Genomic DNA, 19,111 nt, shown 5'->3' on the forward strand with positions numbered 1-19,111 from the left:
AGGTCACTCCACCCTTGGACGTACCAGGCCCGACTCGTAGGCGATCACGACGAGCTGCGCCCGGTCGCGCGCGCCCAGCTTGGCCATGGCCCGGTTGACATGGGTCTTCACGGTCAGCGGGCTGACTTCGAGACGCTCGGCGATCTCGTCGTTGGAGTGGCCGCCGGCCACCTGCACCAGCACCTCGCGCTCCCGCCCGGTGAGCGCGTCGAGCCGCTCGGAGCGGGCCGGGTCGTGGTCGCCGCCGGCCCCGTCGCCCTGGGCGAGGAAGCGGGCGATCAGTCCCTTGGTGGCCGCCGGGGAGAGCAGCGCCTCGCCGCCCGCGGCGACCCGGATCGCGCTCAGCAGCTCGTCCGGCTCGGAGCCCTTGCCGAGAAAGCCGGAGGCGCCGGCCCGCAGCGACTGCACCACGTAGTCGTCGACCTCGAACGTGGTCAGGATGACCACCCGGACGTGCGCGAGCGTGGGATCGGCGCTGATCATGCGGGTCGCCGCCAGACCGTCGGTACCGGGCATCCGGATGTCCATCAGGACGACGTCGGCGCGCTCCTCCTTCGCGAGCCGCACCGCCTCGGCGCCGTCGGAGGCCTCGCCGACGACCTCCATGTCCGGCTCGGAGTCGACGAGCACTCGGAACGCGCTGCGCAGCAGCGCCTGGTCGTCGGCGAGCAGGACGCGGATGGTCATGCGGTGTCCCTCGGACTTCCCTTGGCAGGCGGTTGTGCCTTGACCGGCAGGATCGCATGCACCCGGAACCCGCCGCCGTAGCGGGGTCCGGTGGTCAGGGCGCCGCCCACGGCGGAGACCCGCTCGCGCATGCCGAGCAGTCCGTGGCCGCCGCCGGGGGTGGGGGTGTCGTCGTCGCCGGGGCCGTTGTCGAGCACGCTGATCTCGACGTTGGGGCCCACCCGTACGACGCTCACCTCGGCCTTGGCCTCCGTGCCGGCGTGCTTCTGTACGTTGGTGAGGGCCTCCTGGATGACCCGGTACGCGGCGAGGTCGACGGCGGCCGGGAGCGGTGTGCCGTTCTCGACGACCACCTCGACATGCAGGCCCGCGCTGCGGAAGGTGCCGACGAGTGTGTCGAGCAGGTCGAGGCCGGGGGCCGGTTCGGTGGGGGCCTCCGGGTCGTCGGACTGGCGCAGCAGACCCACGGTGGCGCGCAGTTCGCTGAGCGCCGAGCGGCTGGCTTCGCGTACGTGTGCCAGCGCCTCCTTGGCCTGGTCGGGCCGCTTGTCCATGACGTGGGCGGCGACGCCGGCCTGCACGTTGACGAGCGCGATGTGGTGGGCGACCACGTCGTGCAGGTCGCGCGCGATCCGCAGCCGCTCCTCGGCGACGCGGCGGCGGGCCTCCTCCTCGCGGGTGCGTTCGGCGCGGTCGGCGCGCTCGCGGATGGCGTGGACGAAGGCGCGGCGGCTGCGGACGGCGTCGCCGGCGCAGGCGCCGATGCCGGCCCAGGCGACGAGGCCGAGGTTCTCCTGGGCGTACCAGGGCAGGGGGCCCGCGAGCATCGCGCTGCCGGCCAGCACGACCGTGGTGAGCAGGGCGATCCGCCAGGTGGTGTGGCGGTCGGTGCCGGCGGCGACGGTGTAGAGGGCGACCACGACGGCCATCGCGACGGGGGCGCGGGGGTCGGCGCCGGTGATGTTCTCCGCGACGGAGAAGACGCAGGTGGCGGCGAGGACGGCCATGGGGGCGCGGCGGCGGAGGATCAGCGCGGCGGCGCCGAGGGTCATGAGGACGAGGCTGAGGGCGCCGGGGGTGCGGATGCCCCAGCCGACGCCGTGTTTGCCGTGCGGGTCGGCGAAGGAGCCGGCGATCATGGCGAGCAGTACGCCTGCCGCCAGTGCCGCGTCGAGGGCGAGGGGGTGGGCCTTGACGCCGTCTCGGGCGCGGTCGAGGGGGGTCACGGTGGTCCACCGTAGCCGGGGTGGGTGCGGGGGCTGCCGCCCCCGGGCCCCCGCTTCGGCCCTGAACGGGCCTCGTCCTCAAACGCCGGACAGGCTGAAATATGCGGACCGGCGGCCGGCACTGCCCCCGGAGCGGCTGGATTGTGCGGAACGGCGTCCGGCAGTGCGGTCGGGCGGGTGTGGTTGTGCCGCCCGGCGGCGGGTTTCACTGGGTCAGCCTGGGATCAGGCCGTCGTCGCTCAGCATGGCGCTGACCTCGTCCAGGGTCGCCTCCGGGGAGGGGAGGATGAGGTCCGAGGGTTCCAGGGCGTCGTCGGGCAGGGGGTTGCCCAGTTCGCGGACCTTCTCGAGAAGGGCGTGCAGGGTCGCTCGGAAGCCGGGGCCGTCGCCGTTCTCCATCTCTTCCAGGAGCTCGTCGTCCAGCTTGTTGAGTTCGGTGAGGTGGCTGTCGGCCAGCCTCACCTGTCCCTCCCCCATGATCCGTACGATCATGTCGCCCTCCTCGGCGTGGGCCCGGGTCTTAACTCTTGTCGAACCTCGGGGTGTCCTTCGGCTGCTGCTGGGACTGCGGCTGGCCGGTGCCGCCCTCGATGGCCTGCTGGCCCGCCGAGGATCCGCCCGCGAGCTCCGCCTTCATGCGCTGAAGCTCCAGCTCTACATCCGTACCACCCGAGAGCCGATCCAGCTCGGACTGGATGTCGTCCTTGGCGAGACCGGAGGAGTCGTCGAGGGCGCCCGAGGCGAGCAGCTCGTCGATGGCACCGGCCCTGGCCTGGAGCTGTGCCGTCTTGTCCTCGGCACGCTGGATCGCGAGGCCGACGTCGCCCATCTCCTCGGAGATACCGGAGAACGCCTCCCCGATCCGGGTCTGAGCCTGGGCCGCGGTGTACGTGGCCTTGATCGTCTCCTTCTTCGTACGGAAGGCGTCGACCTTGGCCTGGAGCCGCTGGGCCGCCAGGGTGAGCTTCTCCTCCTCGCCCTGGAGCGTCGCGTGCTGTGTCTCCAGGTCGGTGACCTGCTGCTGGAGGGCGGCCCGGCGCGAGAGCGCCTCGCGGGCCAGGTCCTCACGGCCCAGCGCGAGCGCCTTGCGGCCCTGGTCCTCCAGCTTGGTCGACTGCGACTGAAGCTGGTTGAGCTGCAACTCCAGCCGCTTGCGCGACGTGGCCACGTCCGCGACACCGCGGCGGACCTTCTGGAGCAGCTCCAGCTGCTTCTGGTACGAGTAATCGAGGGTTTCGCGCGGGTCCTCGGCCCGGTCAAGGGCCTTGTTCGCCTTCGCGCGGAAGATCATCCCCATACGCTTCATGACACCGCTCATGGGCTTCGCGCGCCCCCTTCTGACGGACTCCAGCTCCAGCTGCTGCGACAGAACCCACAGTACGGGCCCTGCCTCCATTGACGCACTGTTCGGGGACGGATGCGCTCATCCCCAAGGACGACTGCGTACTCGTCCGATCCGGCGTAGGGAGTAGGTGGTCCCCGGGGTCCGACCCGCAGACCCCCGCCCGGACGCGTACACAACGTCCCCTCTGTCCCCCTACAGACGTCTGGTGTTGCGGGATCGTTCCCCCCGGGACTGGGGTCCATGCCTCCGCACCCCTTACCCTTGGGTTTTGTGTTCCGTAGCCGTGCCAAAGACGAGAAGGCCGCAGCCGAGCAGGCGGCGTCCGACTCCAAGCTGACCCGTGACCCGCAGGCCCCCAAGGGCAGGCCCACTCCCAAGCGGAGTGAGGCCCAGTCCCAGCGCCGCAGCGTCGCCAACACTCCGACGACGCGCAAGGAGGCCGCCAAGCGGCAGCGCGAGGAGCGCCGTTCCGCGATGGAGCGGCAGCGAAAGGCGCTGGCGGGGGGTGACGAGCGCTACCTCCCGGCCCGCGACAAGGGCCCGGTGCGCCGCTTCGCGCGGGACTACATCGACTCGCGGTTCAACATCGCGGAGTACTTCCTGCCGATGGCCGTGATCATCCTGGTGCTCAGCATGGTCCGCGTGGGCTCGCTCCAGAGCATCGCGCTGCTGCTGTGGCTCGTGGTGATCGTGCTGATCGTGCTCGACTCCGTCCTGACCGGCTTCCGGATCAAGAAGGCGCTCACCGCGCGCTTCCCCGACGAGAACCGGCGCGGCGCGGTCGCCTACGCCCTGATGCGTTCGCTCCAGATGCGCCGGCTCCGGCTGCCCAAGCCGCAGGTCAAGCGCGGAGAGCGGCCCTGAGCGCTGAGCCGTTCTCCGGGGGTGCGGCCCGCAGGGGCCGCGGTGAGCAGGGCGGGCTGCGTGATGTCGTCTCGCAGGAGCTGGTGGCCCGGCAGCTCGACGAACAGATAGCCGGGCGGTTCCCGGTCGGGCGGCGGCTGCGGGTGCTCGACGTGGGAATGGGCCACGGCACCCAGGCCCTGCGGCTCGCCCGCGCGGGCCATCAGGTCACCGGTGTCGAGCAGGACGCCACGATGATCTCCGTGGCGCGTGCGGCGCTGGGGGCCGAGCCCGAGGGCATCCGGGAGCGGATGCGCATAGTCGAGGGCGACGGCCGCGACACGGGAGTGCACTTCGTACCGGGCAGCTTCGACGTGGTGCTGTGCCATGCCGTGCTGATGTACGTCCGCGACCCCGATCCGGTGCTCGCGGGGCTGGCGCGGGTGCTCGCGCCCGGGGGCCTGCTGTCCGTGCTCGTGCGCAACGGCGACGCGCTCGCCATGCGGCCGGGCCTGGCCGGCGACTGGGCGGGCGCGCTGGCCGCGTTCGACACCACCGCCTACCGCAACCGGCTCGGCCTGGACGTCCGCGCCGACCGGCTCTCCGAGCTGACCGGCACCCTCGCCGGCATCGCGGCGCCGCTGAACGCCTGGTACGGCGTACGGATCTTCACGGACACCGCGGCCGAGGACGCCGGACTCCCCGCCGACGTGGAGACCCTGCTCGCGGCCGAGGAGCGCGCGGGACGGACGGATCCGTACCGGGGGGTCGCGGCGCTGCTGCATCTGTGCGGTGTGCGCGGTTAAGGCCCCTTGGGCCCAGGTGTGCCCGTTCGGGTGAGTACGGCGGGCCGTGCCGTCACCCCGACGTGAGACTCGGGGCATGGACGCTTCCCGATTCCGTGCCCTGCGCCTGGCGGTGCCGGCCGTGCTGCTCTCGTGTTCCCTCGCACTGGTCGCCGGATGTTCCGACTCGAAGTCCGCGGCGGGGCAGGAGGACCGGGCGGACACCACCCAGGCCGCCGCGCCGCGGGCCTCCAGCGACCTCCAGGACGACTACCTCAAGGTCATCAAGGACGTACTGCCGTCGGTCGTGCAGATCCAGGCCCGCAGCGATCTCGGCTCCGGCGTGGTCTTCGACAACAAAGGGCACATCGTCACCAACGCGCATGTGGTCGGCAGCGAGAAGACCTTCCAGGTCACGACCGCCAACAACGAACAGCCGCTGACCGCGAAGCTGGTCTTCGCCTACCCCGAGCAGGACCTGGCCGTGATCAAGCTGGACTCGGTGCCGGGCGGGCTCAAGGCGGCGAAGTTCGCGGACTCCGCGAAGGTGCAGGTCGGTCAGATCGTGCTCGCGATGGGCTCGCCGCTCGGGCTGTCGTCCAGCGTGACGCAGGGCATCGTCTCGGCGACCGGACGCACCGTCAGCGAGGGCCAGACCGGCGGCGGTACGGGCGCCACCATCGCCAACATGATCCAGACCTCGGCGGCGATCAACCCGGGCAACAGCGGAGGCGCGCTGGTCGACCTCGACGGTCAGGTGATCGGTATCCCGACGCTCGCCGCGACCGACCCCGACCTCGGCGACAGCGCCGCGCCCGGTATCGGGTTCGCGATTCCGTCGTCGATGGTGAAGACGGTCGCCGACCAGATCGTCCAGGAGGGCCGGGTCACCGACTCCGGCCGGGCCGCGCTCGGCATCACCGGCCGGACGGTCGTCGACGACGACTTCCAGCCCGCCGGGGTGGCCGTGGTCGAGGTGCAGAACGGCGGGGCGGCCGACAAGGCGGGCCTGGAGGCCGGGGACATCATCACCCGGCTCGGCGACACGGACATCACGTCGATCACCTCGCTGTCGGAGGCGCTGGCGTCCGACAGGCCCGGGGACCGGACGAAGGTGTCGTACACCCGCGACGGCACCGAGGAGTCCGTGGACGTGACACTCGGCGAGCAGTGAGCGGCGGGACGTCCCCTACAACACGTCCGACGGGACTGCGGAGGGGCGGCGGTGGCCGCCCCTCCCGCCCGGTCAGGCCTCGGCGGCGGCGGCCAGGCTCATCGGCCCGTAGATCTCCGTGAGGTCCTCGAACAGCCGCACCTGGTCCGCGCCCCCCGCCAGCAGCTCCTTCCACTGCTCACCGAGCCAGGACTCCGCGTCCCCCTGCGTGGTGAACTCCTCGGGCTGCACCGCGGGCTGGACCTCCGTCCCGTCGGCCTTCTCGAACCGCCACGTCCATGCCGCCATCTAGGCCTCCCTGGTGTGAGCGCATGCGTTCCGGGGCCGGATCTTGGTCCCGCCCCGGTCTTGAGCCTAAGCGCTCCGCTGGGTGTGCCGTCGCAGACCGAGTGTGATCGGCCGAAGCCGGCCGCCCCCCGCCGGGTTCACCGGCCCACCCCGTGGTCCACCCCGTGGTCCATCCCGTGGTCCATCCCGTGCTCCACCCCGTGGGGAGGTACCGGGCGCGCAGGACGGACGGCGAGCGGTGAAAATCGGTCCGTGGAACTGACTCTGCTCGGCACCGGCGCCCCCGCGGGCCTCCCCCGCCCCGACTGTCCCTGCGCCGCGTGCGCGAAAGCACTGGGCGCGGACGCGCGCGCGGCGACCGCGCTGCTCGTGGACGGCGCCCTGCTGCTCGATCTGACGCCGGGCGCGGCCTTCGCGGCGGCGCGGGCGGGGCGGTCGCTGGGCGGGGTACGGCAGGTGCTGCTGACGCATCCGCACAACGGGCCGCCCGTCGAGGTGCCGGCCGGGCTGCCACAGCCGGGGCGGGTGCCGGACGGGCGGGAGCTGGCGCTGCTGACGGGGCACCGGGTGCGGGCCGTGGCGATGGACGCGCCGGGCACGGGGTACGCGGTGACCGGCCCGGACGGGCAGCGGCTGCTGTATCTGCCGCCGGGGGGCGCGCCGGCCGGCCTGGAGGAGGGCAGCGCGGCGGCGGAGCCGTACGACATGGTGCTCGTGGACGTGGTGGGGCGGCCGGACGCGTTGGCGCGGCTGCGGGCGGTGGGGGCGGTGGGGCCCACGACCGATGTGGTCGCCGTCCATCTGGACCACGACGTACCGCCGGGCCCCGAGCTGCGCCGGCGGCTCGCGGCGGCCGGGGCGCGGACGGTGCCGGACGGGACGACGCTGGTGGTCGGGGCGTACGAGAGTGTGCCGGACGTGCCGCGGCGGACGCTGGTCCTCGGCGGGGCGCGGTCGGGGAAGTCGGTGGAGGCCGAGCGGCGCCTCGAGGCGTTTCCCGACGTGCTGTACGTGGCGACCGGGGGGACGCGCAACGGCGACGGGGAGTGGGCGGAGCGGGTGGCCGCGCACCGGGAGCGGCGGCCGGGGTCGTGGCGGACGACGGAGACGACGGATCTGCTGCCGCTGCTGGCCGAGGAGGGGCCTCCGCTGCTGATCGACTGTCTGTCGCTGTGGCTGGCCGACGCGATGGACTCCGTCGGGGCGTGGGACGACGCGGAGTGGGCGGGAGGTGGGGAGAAGCTGCTGCGGGAGCGGGTACGGGAGCTGGCGGCGGCCGTCCGGGAGACCCGGCGGGTGGTGGTGCTCGTCTCCAACGAGGTGGGGTCGGGGATTGTGCCGGCGACCGCGTCGGGGCGGCGGTACCGGGACGAGATGGGCCGCCTGAACGTGGCCGTCGCCGGCGAGTGCGAGCAGGTACTCCTGGTGGTGGCCGGCCAGGTGACGCTGCTGCGGGGGTGACGCGGGTTGCGGTGGGGGGCGTTGCGCAACCCGGCGCCGACGGGGTGCCACCGCGCCCACCCGTGCCGCCCTGCGGCACGATTGCCCGCAGCCACGCCGGTCGGTTGTGGCTTTTGGTGGCGCGGGGAACTGCGCGGTCAGCCCCCATCGGGCCACGGCCGGGCAACTGGCTATTGCTTGCGGGCGATGACGCGGTAGCCGTTCGCGAACGGGGTCCGGCGGAGTACCGGCGCGAGCGCCACGTCCACCACCCGCCCCGCGGCCGGCAGGGGCCGACCGACCCGCGTCAGCACACCCCGCACCCGCACCTGCGCGTCCGACGGCGGCGCCGTCCGCCAGGGCGCGTCCGACGGCGGCAGCACATGGCCCAGCGCCAGCGACACCGCCGCGGAGACGTCGTACGGCACATGCCCCGCCCCCCGGTCCGTCGCCACCAGCACGCACCCCTGCGACTCCAGCTCCGCACACACGTTCGCCGCGGGCAGCAGGTGCAGATGCCGCGGCTGGGTGTGCGGCAGCCACCACCGCCCCAGCAGCCCGGCGAACAGGGAACGCGGGTCGGTGAGTTCGAGCAGCAGATGCCCCCCGGGCCGCAACGCGCCGATCGCGGCCCGGAGTTCCGCGCGCGGGTCGGGCGTGTGCTCCAGGTGGTGCAGCATGCTGACGACGTCGTAGCGGCCCCGCAGCCGGGCCGCGGTCGCCGGGGCGGGGAGATGGCCGATATGGGCCTCCTCCACCCGGCCGGCCTCACGCGCGTGCACCACGCGGGGCGTCGGGTCGAGACCGTCGAACGCGGTGTACGGGAACAGTGCCTGGGCCACCTCGGGGAACTCCGCGTACCCCGTGCCGACGTCGAGCCAGCTCTCCGGTTCACGGAACGGAAGCATCGCGCGGGCGACCGCCCGCAGCCGGCGCCGGGAGCGGACGGGCCCGGCGAGGTCGAGGCGGGCCTCGTGCGCGTCCCAGTGGTAGAAGGACAGACCCTCGGGGGTGAGGCGCGGATTCTGGAAGGCGTGGGCACACGCACGGCACTCGTCGAGGGTGAACGTGCCCGGCTTGTGCTGGAGCAGATCGGGCGTGGTGAGCCGGGTGCGCACGTCGGGCGAGCCGCACCAGGGGCAGTCGACGCGGGGCCGTTCGTGGAAACGGTCGGTGCCCAGGGCCAGTTCGGCGGCGTAGGCGGCGCGGCGCCGCTCGGTCGCCGGGGGCGGTGACGGTGACGGTGAGAGGGGCGGGGGTGGCATCGGCGGCTCCCGGCAACGGCACGGCAACGGCACGCGGTCCGGCAGACTCGACGTAGACAATCCGCTGCAAAACGGAACGTATGGGATCACGATCTTCGGTGCAACGACGCCGTGCGGACATGACGGCGATCCGGCGGCGATCCAGCGGCGATCTGGCGGCGTTCCGTTCGATCGGGGCCGGTACTGTTCGGCGAATGAGCTCGCTTAATCTCGACGACTTCACCGATCTGATCGAGCGCCCCGACGGGGGTGTGCGCCGGGACGCGGAGGCCTACCGGGAGCGTCGGACCGTACCGCCCGGATCACTGGGGCGCCTCGACGAGCTGGGTGAGTGGCTCGCCGCGGCGCAGGGCACGGTGCCGGTGCGGCCGGTCGAGCGGCCCCGGGTGGTGCTGTTCGCCGGCGACCACGGCATCGCCGAGCTGGGCGTGTCGGCCCGGCCCGCGGGCAGCGCGGCGCTGCTGGTGCGGGAGGTGCTGGAGGGCGGCCGTCCGGTGTCGGTGCTCGCGCGCCGGTCCGGGGTGCCGGTGCGGGTCGTCGACATGGCGCTGGACTGCGACCCGCAGGAGCTGCCCGGGGACGTCGTACGGCATCGGGTGCGGCGCGGGAGCGGCCGGATCGACATCGAGGACGCGCTGACCGTCGAGGAGGCGGAGGCCGCGTTCCTGGCCGGGGTCGCGGTGGCCGACGAGGAGGCCGACTCCGGTACGGATCTGGTGGTGCTCGGCGATGTCAGCGTGGGTGGCACCACGGTGGCCGGGGTGCTGGTCGCCGCGCTGTGCGGGACCGACGCCTCCGTGGTGACCGGGCGGGGCGGGCTCGCGATCGACGACCTGGTGTGGATGCGCAAGTGCGCCGCGATCCGGGACTCGTTGCGGCGGGCGCGGCCGGTGCTCGGGGAGCAGCTGAAGCTGCTCGCCGCGGTCGGCGGGGCCGACTTCGCCGCGATGACGGGCTTTCTGTTGCAGTGCGCGGTGCGCAAGACGCCGGTGATTCTCGACGGTGTGGTGGCGGCCGCGTGCGCGCTGGTCGGTCAGCGGGTCGCGTTCCGCGCGCCGGACTGGTGGCTGGCCGGGCACGACAGCGGGGAGCCGGGGCAGGCCAAGGCCCTGGACCGGATGGCGCTGGAGCCGCTGCTGACGCACGGCGTGCGGGTGGGTGAGGGCGCGGGTGCGCTGATGGCCCTGCCGCTGGTGCGGGCCGCGGCGGCGCTGGCCGCCGAACTCCCCGAGCGCCCGGAGCACTCGGACGAGGAGAAGTCCGGGACGCCGGAGACGGCTGAGACGACGGAGATGCCGGAGACGGCTGAGACGCCGGAGACGGCTGACGTGGCTCAGGCGGCAGACGGCGGCACGGTCAAGGACGAGACCGCCGGCTAGCGGGTCGCCGAGCAGGCGGGCGCGGCGGGCGGGCGCGGCGGGCGGAAGGTCCTCAAAACCGGCGCAATGCCCGCGACATGACCGGCACCAGGACCCCCCTCGCCCGCTGGGCGCGCACCGAATGGGGCCCGCTTCTCGCCACCGTGCGGACGGGTCTGCGCCGGCGGGGGTGGCGGGGGCGGTGGCCATGACGTTCGGCGCGGTGGCGCTCACGGTGGTGCTGCATCTGGTCCACCAGCAGTCCTGGGGCTACGGAGGTCCGTCAGCGGCGGGCCGGGGCGCGGGCCGGGACGGGGTCGGGCGCGCCGCCGATCCAGTCCTGAACCCGGCGGCTGGGGCCCGCCCAGCGGCGGTCGTGGTGGTAGGCGCGGAGCCGGGACCTGGCGCGGGCCCGGGGGCGCCGGCGGTAGAGGCGCCGCGCCCACAGTGAGTCCGGCCGGGCCAGGCGGACCGCGCCGAACAGGGCGATGAACGGGATGATGACCCCGAAGATCGCGATCCGGGCCTTGCCCTTGAAGAGGGCGATGAGCGAGAAGAGGAAGTTCACGCCGATCGTGCTGAGGGCGGTGGCGCGGTTCTGGAGCTCGTCCTCGTTGAGGTCGTTGACCCCGAACGGCGAGTAGCCCAGCAGGAGCAGTCCGACCAGTGCGGCCGTGACCACGACGACCTCGACGCTCTTGCGGCCGTCCTCGGTCCAGTACACGTCGTCCAGGTGCAGGATCAGCGCGAACTCGTCCATGACGAGCCCGGCGCCGATGCCGAAGACCACGGCGGCCAGCCCCGAGCCGAAGCCGCGCTGTCCGCCGGCCACCGCGCAGAACCCGCCGACCACGGTCAGGACGACCCCGGGGACGACGTGGTGGATGTGCACCCCGCCCGCCTTGACGTTGCCGAAGGGGCCCTTGCCGGCCCGGATGAGGCGGGTGATCAGCCGGGTGACCAGGAAGGTGACGACGAAGGCGGTCAGGGCGAGCAGCAGCGGGAGTTTGCCCGGCTCGATGATGTTGCTCTCCCACCATGACGCCATGGATCCAGTGTGGCCGGATTCCCCGGACGGCGCTCCGCGGGCGGGCCGTGCGCGGGCCCTCCGGGGCGCCGGGAGGGGTCGCGTACGCTGCCGTGATGTCCGAGAACCCGACCGCCGCCCCCGGTCTGCGCTTCGCCTTCGGCACGCTGACCGTGCTGCCCGTCGCGGTGACCCGCTGGGACCGTGTGGCGGCCCGGGGCGGGATGCTGTGCGCGCCGCTCGTCGGACTGGTCGTGGGCGGGTGCGCGGCGGGGGTGGGGCTGCTGCTGCTGTTCCTCGGCGCGGGGTCCCTGCTGGCGGCCGTGGCCTCCGTCGCCGTGCCCGCCGTGCTGACCCGTGGGCTCCATCTGGACGGTCTCGCGGACACGGCGGACGGGCTGGGCAGTGGGAAGCCTGCCGAGGACGCGCTGCGGATCATGAAGCAGTCGGACATCGGTCCGTTCGGGGTGCTCACGCTGGTGTTCGTGCTGCTGGCGCAGGTGGCGGCGCTTGCGCGGGCATACGACGACTCGTGGGCGTGGGGGGTGTTCGCGGCCGTCGTGTCGGCGGTCGTGGCTCGGCTGGCGTTGACGCTGGCCGCCCGTGTCGGGGTGCCGGCTGCGCGGCCTGGGGGGCTGGGGGCGGCGGTGGCCGGTGTCGTGCCGTTGCGCTGGGCGCTGGCCGTTGGGGGGTTGGTGGTCGCCGGGGCGGTGGGCTGCGGGGCGATGTTCGGGGTGGGGGGTGTTGTCCGTGCGGGTGTGGCTGTTGTCGTCGCGGTCGCCGTGGCCGAGGGGGTGTTGCGGCGCTGCGTGCGGCGGCTTGGTGGGGTTACCGGGGATGTGTTCGGGGCGGTGGCGGAGGTGGCGGGGGTGGTTGTGCTGGTTGTGGTGGCGCTGGGCTGAGGGTTCCGGGGGGTGGGGGCCGGTGCGGGTTGGTGGGGGCTTGTCGCGCAGTTCCCCGCGCCCCTGGGTGGGTTGCCTGCGGCGGGGTTGGGTGGGAAGCCGGGCTTCTGTGGGGCGTGGTCGGGTGCGGGATTGTGGGGGCTCGTCGCGCAGTTCCCCGCGCCCCTGGGGGGGGGTTGCCCGGTGGCGGGGTTGCTGGGTGGGGGGTGGACTTGGTGGGGCTGTTGGGTTAACACCCGCGGGAATGAGTGTGTGGGCGTACGCGCGTAGTCTCGTCACAGATATGTGCCGAACTGGTGCGGGCGCCGGTCGAGACCGCACCCTCATGCCGGTTTCGACCGCCCGCGTCGGCTGTCGGGCCCGGCCGACCCACACCGTTCGGCCGCGGAAACTTCACACTGGAAGCGAGATTTCACCACCGTGACAGCTCTCACTCTCAGCACGTCCGGGGCACCTGCCCTGCGGGCCGACGCGATCGTGATCGGCGTCGCCAAGGGCGCCAAGGGGCCCGTCGTGGCAGCGGGCGCCGAGGCCGTGGACAAGGCGTACGACGGGCGGCTCGCCGACGTCCTGGAGACCCTCGGCGCCTCCGGTGCCGAGGGCGAGGTGACCAAACTGCCCGCGCCGGCCGGCTTCAAGTCGCCGCTCGTGGTGGCGGTGGGCCTGGGTGCCCAGCCCGACAAGGACGCGGAGTACGAGTCCGAGGCGCTGCGCCGGGCCGCGGGTGTCGCCGCCCGTGTCCTGACCGGCGTCAAGAAGGCCGGGTTCGCGCTGCCGCTGGCCGACGCCGCCGACGTCGGTGCGGTCGCTGAGGGCGCGCTGCTCGGCGCGTACTCCTTCGACGCGTACAAGGAGGCCGCCCCCGCGGCGAACTCCGCGAAGGGCAAGAACGGCAAGGGCCCGCTCGGCGAGGCCACGCTGCTCGGCGCCAAGCCGCGCGACAAGGCCCACAAGGCCGCCGCCGAGCGCGCCTCGGCCGTCGCGGAGGAGCTCAACCGGGCCCGCGACCTGATCAACACCCCGCCGAACGACCTCAACCCGGAGGCCTTCGCCGCCGTCGCGCAGGCCGCGGCCAAGGAGCACGGCATCAAGGTGCAGGTGCTCGACGTCAAGGCCCTGGAGAAGGGCGGCTACGGCGGCATCCTCGGCGTCGGCGCCGGTTCGGCGTCGGGTCCGCGGCTGGTGAAGCTGTCGTACACGCACTCCAAGGCGGGCAAGCACCTCGCGTTCGTCGGCAAGGGCATCACGTACGACTCGGGTGGCATCTCGCTGAAGCCGGCCGGTCACAACGAGACGATGAAGTGCGACATGAGCGGGGCCGCGGCCGTGTTCGCCGCGGTGGTGGCCGTCGCACGGCTCGGCCTTGAGGTCAACGTCACCGGCTGGCTGGCGCTGGCCGAGAACATGCCCTCCGGCTCGGCGACCCGGCCCGGTGACGTGCTGCGGATGTACAGCGGCAAGACCGTCGAGGTGCTCAACACCGACGCCGAGGGCCGGCTGGTCCTCGGCGACGCGCTGTGGGCGGCCTCGGCGGAGAAGCCGGACGCGATCGTGGACGTGGCGACGCTGACCGGCGCGATGGTGCTGGCGCTCGGCAGCCGGACCTTCGGTGTGATGGCCAACGACGACGCGTTCCGCTCCGCGATCGTGGAGGCCGCGGAGGAGGTCGGCGAGGCGTCCTGGCCGATGCCGCTCCCCGAGCACCTGCGCAAGGGAATGGATTCTCCTACGGCGGACATCGCGAACATGGGCGAGCGGATGGGCGGCGGCCTGGTCGCCGGACTCTTCCTGCGTGAGTTCGTGGGCGAGGGGATCACGTGGGCGCACCTGGACATCGCGGGGCCGGCGTTCAACGAGAGCGGGCCTTTTGGTTATACGCCGAAGGGTGGGACCGGGTCCGGGGTGCGGACGCTGGTGCGGCTTGCCGAGCTGACGGCCGCGGGGGATCTGGGCTGAGGGCGCCTTCCAGCTCGGGTCCTCCGGTCGTATGGCGGCCGCGGGTGCGTGGGGGCTGGTCGCGCCCCGCGGCGGAGCCGCATATCGGCGCAGCCCCGCGCCCCTGGCGGTTGGCGGCCGCGCCGCCTACCCGGCCCCCCCTTCCCCGGAGACGCGGGTGTGGTGTCTCACACCACCGCCCCGCGTCTCGTCCGGGCGTGACAGGTGCGAAGATGGGCTCGGCAGGACAGGGCCCCATCCGAAGGGCCGAAGACAAAGAGCGGCCGGACACCAGCCGCCGACCGGTCACTGGAGACCGGCGTGGCGCACATGCATGGAGGACGTGACGTGGCGAACGACGCCAGCACTGTTTTCGACCTAGTGATCCTCGGCGGTGGCAGTGGCGGTTACGCCGCGGCCCTGCGCGGGGCGCAGCTGGGCCTGGACGTCGCCCTGATCGAGAAGGACAAGGTCGGCGGTACCTGCCTGCACCGGGGGTGCATCCCCACCAAGGCCCTGCTGCACGCGGGCGAGATCGCCGACCAGGCCCGCGAGAGCGAGCAGTTCGGTGTGAAGGCCAGCTTCGAGGGCATCGACGTCGCCGGTGTCCACAAGTACAAGGACGAGGTCGTCTCGGGCCTCTACAAGGGCCTCCAGGGGCTGATCGCCTCCCGCAAGGTGACGTACATCGAGGGTTCGGGCCGGCTGTCCTCGCCGACCTCCGTCGACGTCAACGGCCAGCGCGTCCAGGGCCGTCACATCCTCCTCGCGACCGGCTCCGTGCCGAAGTCGCTGCCGGGCCTGGAGATCGACGGCAACCGGATCATCTCCTCGGACCACGCCCTCGTACTGGACCGCGTGCCGAAGTCGGCGATCGTGCTCGGCGGCGGTGTCATCGGCGTCGAGTTCGCCTCCGCCTGGAAGTCCTTCGGTACCGACGTGACCGTCATCGAGGGTCTGAAGCACCTCGTCCCGGTCGAGGACGAGAACTCCTCGAAGCTGCTGGAGCGCGCGTTCCGCAAGCGGGGCATCAAGTTCAACCTCGGCACCTTCTTCCAGAAGGCCGAGTACACCGCCGACGGCGTCAAGGTGACCCTGGCCGACGGCAAGGAGTTCGAGGCCGAGGTGCTGCTCGTCGCCGTCGGCCGCGGCCCGGTCTCGCAGGGCCTGGGCTACGAGGAGGCCGGGGTCGCCATGGACCGCGGTTTCGTCCTCGCCGACGAGTACATGCGGACGAACGTCCCGACCATCTCCGCCGTCGGCGACCTCGTCCCGACCCTCCAGCTCGCGCACGTCGGCTTCGCCGAGGGCATCCTGGTGGCGGAGCGGCTGGCCGGTCTGAAGGTCGTCCCGATCGACTACGACGGTGTCCCGCGGGTGACGTACTGCCACCCGGAGGTCGCCTCCGTCGGTATCACCGAGGCCAAGGCCAAGGAGATCTACGGAGCGGACAAGGTCGTCGCTCTGAAGTACAACCTTGCGGGCAACGGCAGGAGCAAGATCCTCAGGACCGCGGGCGAGATCAAGCTCGTCCAGGTCAAGGATGGTGCGGTGGTCGGCGTGCACATGGTCGGCGACCGTATGGGCGAGCAGGTCGGTGAAGCCCAGCTGATCTACAACTGGGAGGCGCTGCCGGCCGAGGTGGCCCAGCTCATCCACGCCCACCCGACGCAGAACGAGGCGCTCGGCGAGGCCCACCTGGCCCTGGCCGGCAAGCCCCTCCACTCCCACGACTGACGCTCTCGGTCTTCGGGCGCGACGACACAGACTTCCGCAATTCGTAAGGAGCAACCGAAACCATGGCGGTTTCCGTAACCCTGCCGGCGCTCGGCGAGAGCGTCACCGAGGGCACTGTCACCCGCTGGCTGAAGGCCGAGGGTGAACGCGTCGAGGCCGACGAGCCGCTGCTCGAGGTCTCGACGGACAAGGTCGACACCGAGATCCCCTCCCCCGTGGCCGGTGTGCTGGCCTCCATCAAGGTCGCCGAGGACGAGACCGTCGAGGTCGGCGCCGAGCTGGCGCTGATCGACGACGGCTCCGGCGCCCCGGCCGAGGCTCCGGCCCCGGCCGCGGAGCCCGCTCCGGCCGCCGAGCCCGCCCCCGCCGCGGCCCCCGAGCCGGCGGCGGCGCCGTCCACCGAGCAGGCCGCGCCCGCCCCGGCGCCCACCGCCGAGGCGGCCTCCGGCGGGGGTTCCGCCGAGGGCACCGACGTGGTGCTGCCCGCGCTCGGTGAGTCCGTCACCGAGGGCACCGTCACCCGCTGGCTGAAGTCGGTCGGCGACTCCGTCGAGGCCGACGAGCCGCTGCTCGAGGTCTCCACCGACAAGGTCGACACCGAGATCCCGGCGCCCACCTCGGGCACGCTGCTGGAGATCGTGGTCGGCGAGGACGAGACCGCGGAGGTCGGCGCCAAGCTGGCCGTCATCGGCGCGGCGGGTGCCGCTCCGGCGGCAGCGCCCGCTCCGGCCGCCCCGGCGCCCGCCGAGGCTCCGGCTCCGGCCCCCGCTGCTCCGGCTCCGGCCGCCCCGGCTCCGGCTCCCGCCGCTCCGGCCGCGCCCGCCGCCGCCGCTCCGGCCCCGGCCCAGCCCGCGGCTCCGGTCCAGCCCGCCGCCCCGGCGCCCGCGCCGGCCGCCCCCGCTCCGGCTCCGCAGGCGGCTCCGGCCGCTCCGGCGCCGGCCGCGCAGGCGACCGACGAGGGTGCGTACGTGACCCCGCTGGTGCGCAAGCTCGCCGCCGAGAACGGTGTCGACCTGGGCTCCGTCAAGGGCACCGGCGTCGGTGGCCGGATCCGCAAGCAGGACGTGCTCGCCGCCGCCGAGGCCGCGAAGGCCGCCGCCGCTGCTCCGGCTCCGGCCGCCGCCGCGCCGGCCGCGTCCACCGCGCGGAAGGCTCCCGTCCTGGAGGCCTCGCCGCTGCGCGGCCAGACCGTGAAGATGCCGCGGATCCGCAAGGTCATCGGCGACAACATGGTCAAGGCGCTGCACGAGCAGGCGCAGCTGTCGTCGGTCGTCGAGGTCGACGTCACGCGGCTGATGAAGCTGCGGGGCCGGGCCAAGGACTCGTTCGCGGCGCGTGAGGGCGTCAAGCTCTCCCCGATGCCGTTCTTCGTGCGGGCCGCGGCGCAGGCGCTGAAGGCGCACGCTCCGATCAACGCCCGGATCAACGAGGGCGAGGGGACGATCACCTACTTCGACACCGAGAACATCGGTATCGCGGTGGACTCCGAGAAGGGCCTGATGACTCCGGTCATCAAGAACGCCGGTGACCTCAACATCGCCGGTATCGCCAAGGCCACGGCCGATCTGGCGGGCAAGGTCCGCGGCAACAAGATCACGCCGGACGAGCTGGCGGGGGCGACCTTCACCATCTCCAACACCGGTTCGCGCGGGGCGCTGTTCGACACGATCATCGTGCCGCCGGGGCAGGTCGCGATCCTGGGGATCGGGGCGACGGTGAAGCGGCCGGCGGTCATCGAGACGGAGGAGGGTACGGTCATTGGCGTTCGTGACATGACGTACCTGACGCTGTCGTACGACCACCGGCTGGTGGACGGCGCGGATGCCGCCCGCTATCTGGTCGCGGTCAAGGGGATTCTGGAAGCGGGCGAGTTCGAGATCGAGCTTGGTCTGTAGTCCGTCCCTCCACACCAACGTCGGTGGCCTCACCCGGATCTCGGGGGTGGGGCCATCGGTGCGTTCAGGAGCGCGGGCCGGTGGGGGCTGTTCGCGCAGTTCCCCGCGCCCCTGGAAAGCGGGAGCGGTGGGCGGGTGCGGGTCCGGGGTCGGTGCGGGTGTTCGCGCAGTTCCCCGCGCCCCTGGAAAGCGGGAGCGGTGGGCAGGTGCGGGTCCGGGGTCGGTGCGGGTGTTCGCGCAGTTCCCCGCGCCCCTGGAAGGCGGGGGTGGGGGTGGTTGCTCGTGCGGTTCCCCGCGTCCCTGGAAGGTGGCTGTGCTGAGGCCGGGGGGGTTTCAGGGGCGCGGGGAACTGCGCGAACAGCCCCCACCGGACCCGCACCCGCCCCCCGACGGATCCCCACCGGCCCCGTGGCGTGTAAGTCTCATCTCACCTGCGCAAAAGCACCCCCGTCCGCCCCACCCGCGGAGCGAACCGGCCTTATTGTCTAAACGTCAGTCGCCGTAAGGAGCCCTCATGACCGCCCCCGTCGTCCACTCGCTGCGCGAACAGATCCGCGAGCACATCCTCGAGGGGATCATCAGTGGACGATGGCAGCCGGGCGAGCGGATCGTGGAGCGCCGGATCGCCACGGAGCTCGAGGTCAGCCAGACCCCCGTACGCGAGGCGCTGCGCGAACTGGAATCGCTGCGCCTGATCGAGTCCGCGCCCAACAAGGGCGTACGCGTGCGCAATCTGACCGCCGCCGACCTGGAGGAGAGCTACCCGGTCCGGGCCGGCCTGGAGGCCATCGCGGCGGAACTCGCGGCGGACCGCCTGGCCGACGACTGCTCCGCACTCGAACCGCACGTCACCGCGCTCTACGAAGCCGACAGCAAGTCGGACGGCACGGCCCAGGTGCGCCACACGGTCGGTTTCCACCGCGAACTGGTCCGCGCGGCCGGCAACTCCGTGCTGCTGCACACCTGGGAAGGGCTCGGCATCGAGGTCTTCACGGCCCTGTCGATCCGCTGGCTCGGCACCGTGCAGCAGTCGTACGCGGAGGAGCACGAGGACCTGGTGGCCGCGTTCCGCCGCCGGGACCCCCGGATCGCGGAGCTGGTGAAGGCGCACGTACTGGGCTGCGCCCCGCGTCACGAGCCCTGAGGAACCGTTCGACGCCAGTGAGCGCCCGTTCGCTCATACGTGTTCCGACCTGCGAAAACC

General features: G+C 72.9%; 17 protein-coding genes. 10 read left to right on the top strand and 7 right to left on the bottom strand.

Annotated features, from left to right (window positions below; genetic code table 11):
* Positions 1–3: 3 nt before the first annotated feature.
* From ACIQAC_RS02020 to ACIQAC_RS02035, 4 genes are all read right to left on the bottom strand, one after another.
* Positions 4–687 (bottom strand): response regulator, encoded by a 684-nt coding sequence (locus tag ACIQAC_RS02020; RefSeq protein WP_402186114.1) that lies wholly within the window; start codon positions 685–687, stop codon positions 4–6.
* Positions 684–1,913, bottom strand: coding sequence for a sensor histidine kinase (locus ACIQAC_RS02025; protein WP_402186115.1), 1,230 nt, complete (start codon positions 1,911–1,913; stop codon positions 684–686). Before ACIQAC_RS02025 ends, ACIQAC_RS02020 begins: the two co-directional genes overlap by 4 nt.
* A 213-nt stretch (positions 1,914–2,126) precedes the next feature.
* Entirely contained in the window at positions 2,127–2,405 is a 279-nt protein-coding gene (locus ACIQAC_RS02030; protein ID WP_402186116.1) for a hypothetical protein, read from the bottom strand.
* A gap of 28 nt (positions 2,406–2,433) precedes the next feature.
* A complete protein-coding gene (locus ACIQAC_RS02035) occupies positions 2,434–3,231 on the bottom strand; it encodes a PspA/IM30 family protein (RefSeq protein ID WP_402186930.1) in 798 nt (265 codons plus the stop codon).
* A 267-nt stretch (positions 3,232–3,498) separates the two neighbouring features.
* On the opposite strand from ACIQAC_RS02035, the gene ACIQAC_RS02040 reads away from it, so the two are divergent.
* From ACIQAC_RS02040 to ACIQAC_RS02050, 3 genes are all read left to right on the top strand, one after another.
* The gene (locus ACIQAC_RS02040; protein ID WP_402186117.1) at positions 3,499–4,122 is read left to right on the top strand and encodes a DUF3043 domain-containing protein; all 624 of its coding nucleotides are present in this window, start codon (positions 3,499–3,501) and stop codon (positions 4,120–4,122) included.
* An 83-nt stretch (positions 4,123–4,205) separates the two neighbouring features.
* Positions 4,206–4,907 (top strand): class I SAM-dependent methyltransferase, encoded by a 702-nt coding sequence (locus ACIQAC_RS02045; protein ID WP_402186118.1) that lies wholly within the window; start codon positions 4,206–4,208, stop codon positions 4,905–4,907.
* Between the two features lie 76 nt (positions 4,908–4,983).
* Positions 4,984–6,060 carry a S1C family serine protease gene (locus ACIQAC_RS02050; RefSeq protein WP_402186120.1) on the top strand — a complete coding sequence of 359 codons (1,077 nt, stop codon included), beginning with the start codon at positions 4,984–4,986 and terminating at the stop codon, positions 6,058–6,060.
* 72 nt (positions 6,061–6,132) lie between these two features.
* On the opposite strand, the gene ACIQAC_RS02055 is transcribed toward ACIQAC_RS02050, so the two are convergent.
* Complete coding sequence (locus ACIQAC_RS02055; RefSeq protein ID WP_402186122.1) at positions 6,133–6,348, bottom strand: hypothetical protein; 216 nt, start codon at positions 6,346–6,348, stop codon at positions 6,133–6,135.
* 252 nt (positions 6,349–6,600) lie between these two features.
* Between ACIQAC_RS02055 and ACIQAC_RS02060 the strand changes: the two genes are divergently transcribed.
* The gene (locus ACIQAC_RS02060) at positions 6,601–7,809 is read left to right on the top strand and encodes a bifunctional adenosylcobinamide kinase/adenosylcobinamide-phosphate guanylyltransferase (protein WP_402186123.1); all 1,209 of its coding nucleotides are present in this window, start codon (positions 6,601–6,603) and stop codon (positions 7,807–7,809) included.
* Positions 7,810–7,979: 170 nt separating this feature from the next.
* On the opposite strand, the gene ACIQAC_RS02065 is transcribed toward ACIQAC_RS02060, so the two are convergent.
* Positions 7,980–9,053, bottom strand: a complete 1,074-nt coding sequence (locus ACIQAC_RS02065) for a class I SAM-dependent methyltransferase (protein WP_402186124.1) — start codon at positions 9,051–9,053, stop codon at positions 7,980–7,982.
* A 194-nt stretch (positions 9,054–9,247) separates the two neighbouring features.
* On the opposite strand from ACIQAC_RS02065, the gene cobT reads away from it, so the two are divergent.
* Positions 9,248–10,432 carry a nicotinate-nucleotide--dimethylbenzimidazole phosphoribosyltransferase gene (cobT, locus tag ACIQAC_RS02070; RefSeq protein ID WP_402186126.1) on the top strand — a complete coding sequence of 395 codons (1,185 nt, stop codon included), beginning with the start codon at positions 9,248–9,250 and terminating at the stop codon, positions 10,430–10,432.
* A 262-nt stretch (positions 10,433–10,694) separates the two neighbouring features.
* Here the strand turns inward: cobT and ACIQAC_RS02075 are convergent, their stop codons facing one another.
* Positions 10,695–11,459 carry a hypothetical protein gene (locus ACIQAC_RS02075; protein WP_402186128.1) on the bottom strand — a complete coding sequence of 255 codons (765 nt, stop codon included), beginning with the start codon at positions 11,457–11,459 and terminating at the stop codon, positions 10,695–10,697.
* A 95-nt stretch (positions 11,460–11,554) separates the two neighbouring features.
* Here ACIQAC_RS02075 and ACIQAC_RS02080 point away from each other — a divergent pair, with 95 nt between their 5' ends.
* The 5 genes from ACIQAC_RS02080 (at position 11,555) to ACIQAC_RS02100 (ending at position 19,051) form a co-directional block, all read left to right on the top strand.
* The gene (locus ACIQAC_RS02080) at positions 11,555–12,340 is read left to right on the top strand and encodes an adenosylcobinamide-GDP ribazoletransferase (RefSeq protein ID WP_402186130.1); all 786 of its coding nucleotides are present in this window, start codon (positions 11,555–11,557) and stop codon (positions 12,338–12,340) included.
* Between the two features lie 420 nt (positions 12,341–12,760).
* Entirely contained in the window at positions 12,761–14,296 is a 1,536-nt protein-coding gene (locus ACIQAC_RS02085) for a leucyl aminopeptidase (RefSeq protein ID WP_402186131.1), read from the top strand.
* A gap of 327 nt (positions 14,297–14,623) precedes the next feature.
* Positions 14,624–16,012 carry a dihydrolipoyl dehydrogenase gene (lpdA, locus tag ACIQAC_RS02090; RefSeq protein WP_402186132.1) on the top strand — a complete coding sequence of 463 codons (1,389 nt, stop codon included), beginning with the start codon at positions 14,624–14,626 and terminating at the stop codon, positions 16,010–16,012.
* A 62-nt stretch (positions 16,013–16,074) separates the two neighbouring features.
* On the top strand, positions 16,075–17,907 hold the full coding sequence (gene sucB, locus ACIQAC_RS02095; RefSeq protein WP_402186134.1) for a 2-oxoglutarate dehydrogenase, E2 component, dihydrolipoamide succinyltransferase: 1,833 nt from the start codon (positions 16,075–16,077) through the stop codon (positions 17,905–17,907).
* Between the two features lie 514 nt (positions 17,908–18,421).
* A complete protein-coding gene (locus tag ACIQAC_RS02100; RefSeq protein ID WP_402186135.1) occupies positions 18,422–19,051 on the top strand; it encodes a GntR family transcriptional regulator in 630 nt (209 codons plus the stop codon).
* The last annotated feature ends 60 nt before the right edge of the window (positions 19,052–19,111 follow it).

Source organism: Streptomyces sp. NPDC088387 (assembly GCF_044753385.1).
Taxonomy (GTDB): domain Bacteria; phylum Actinomycetota; class Actinomycetes; order Streptomycetales; family Streptomycetaceae; genus Streptomyces.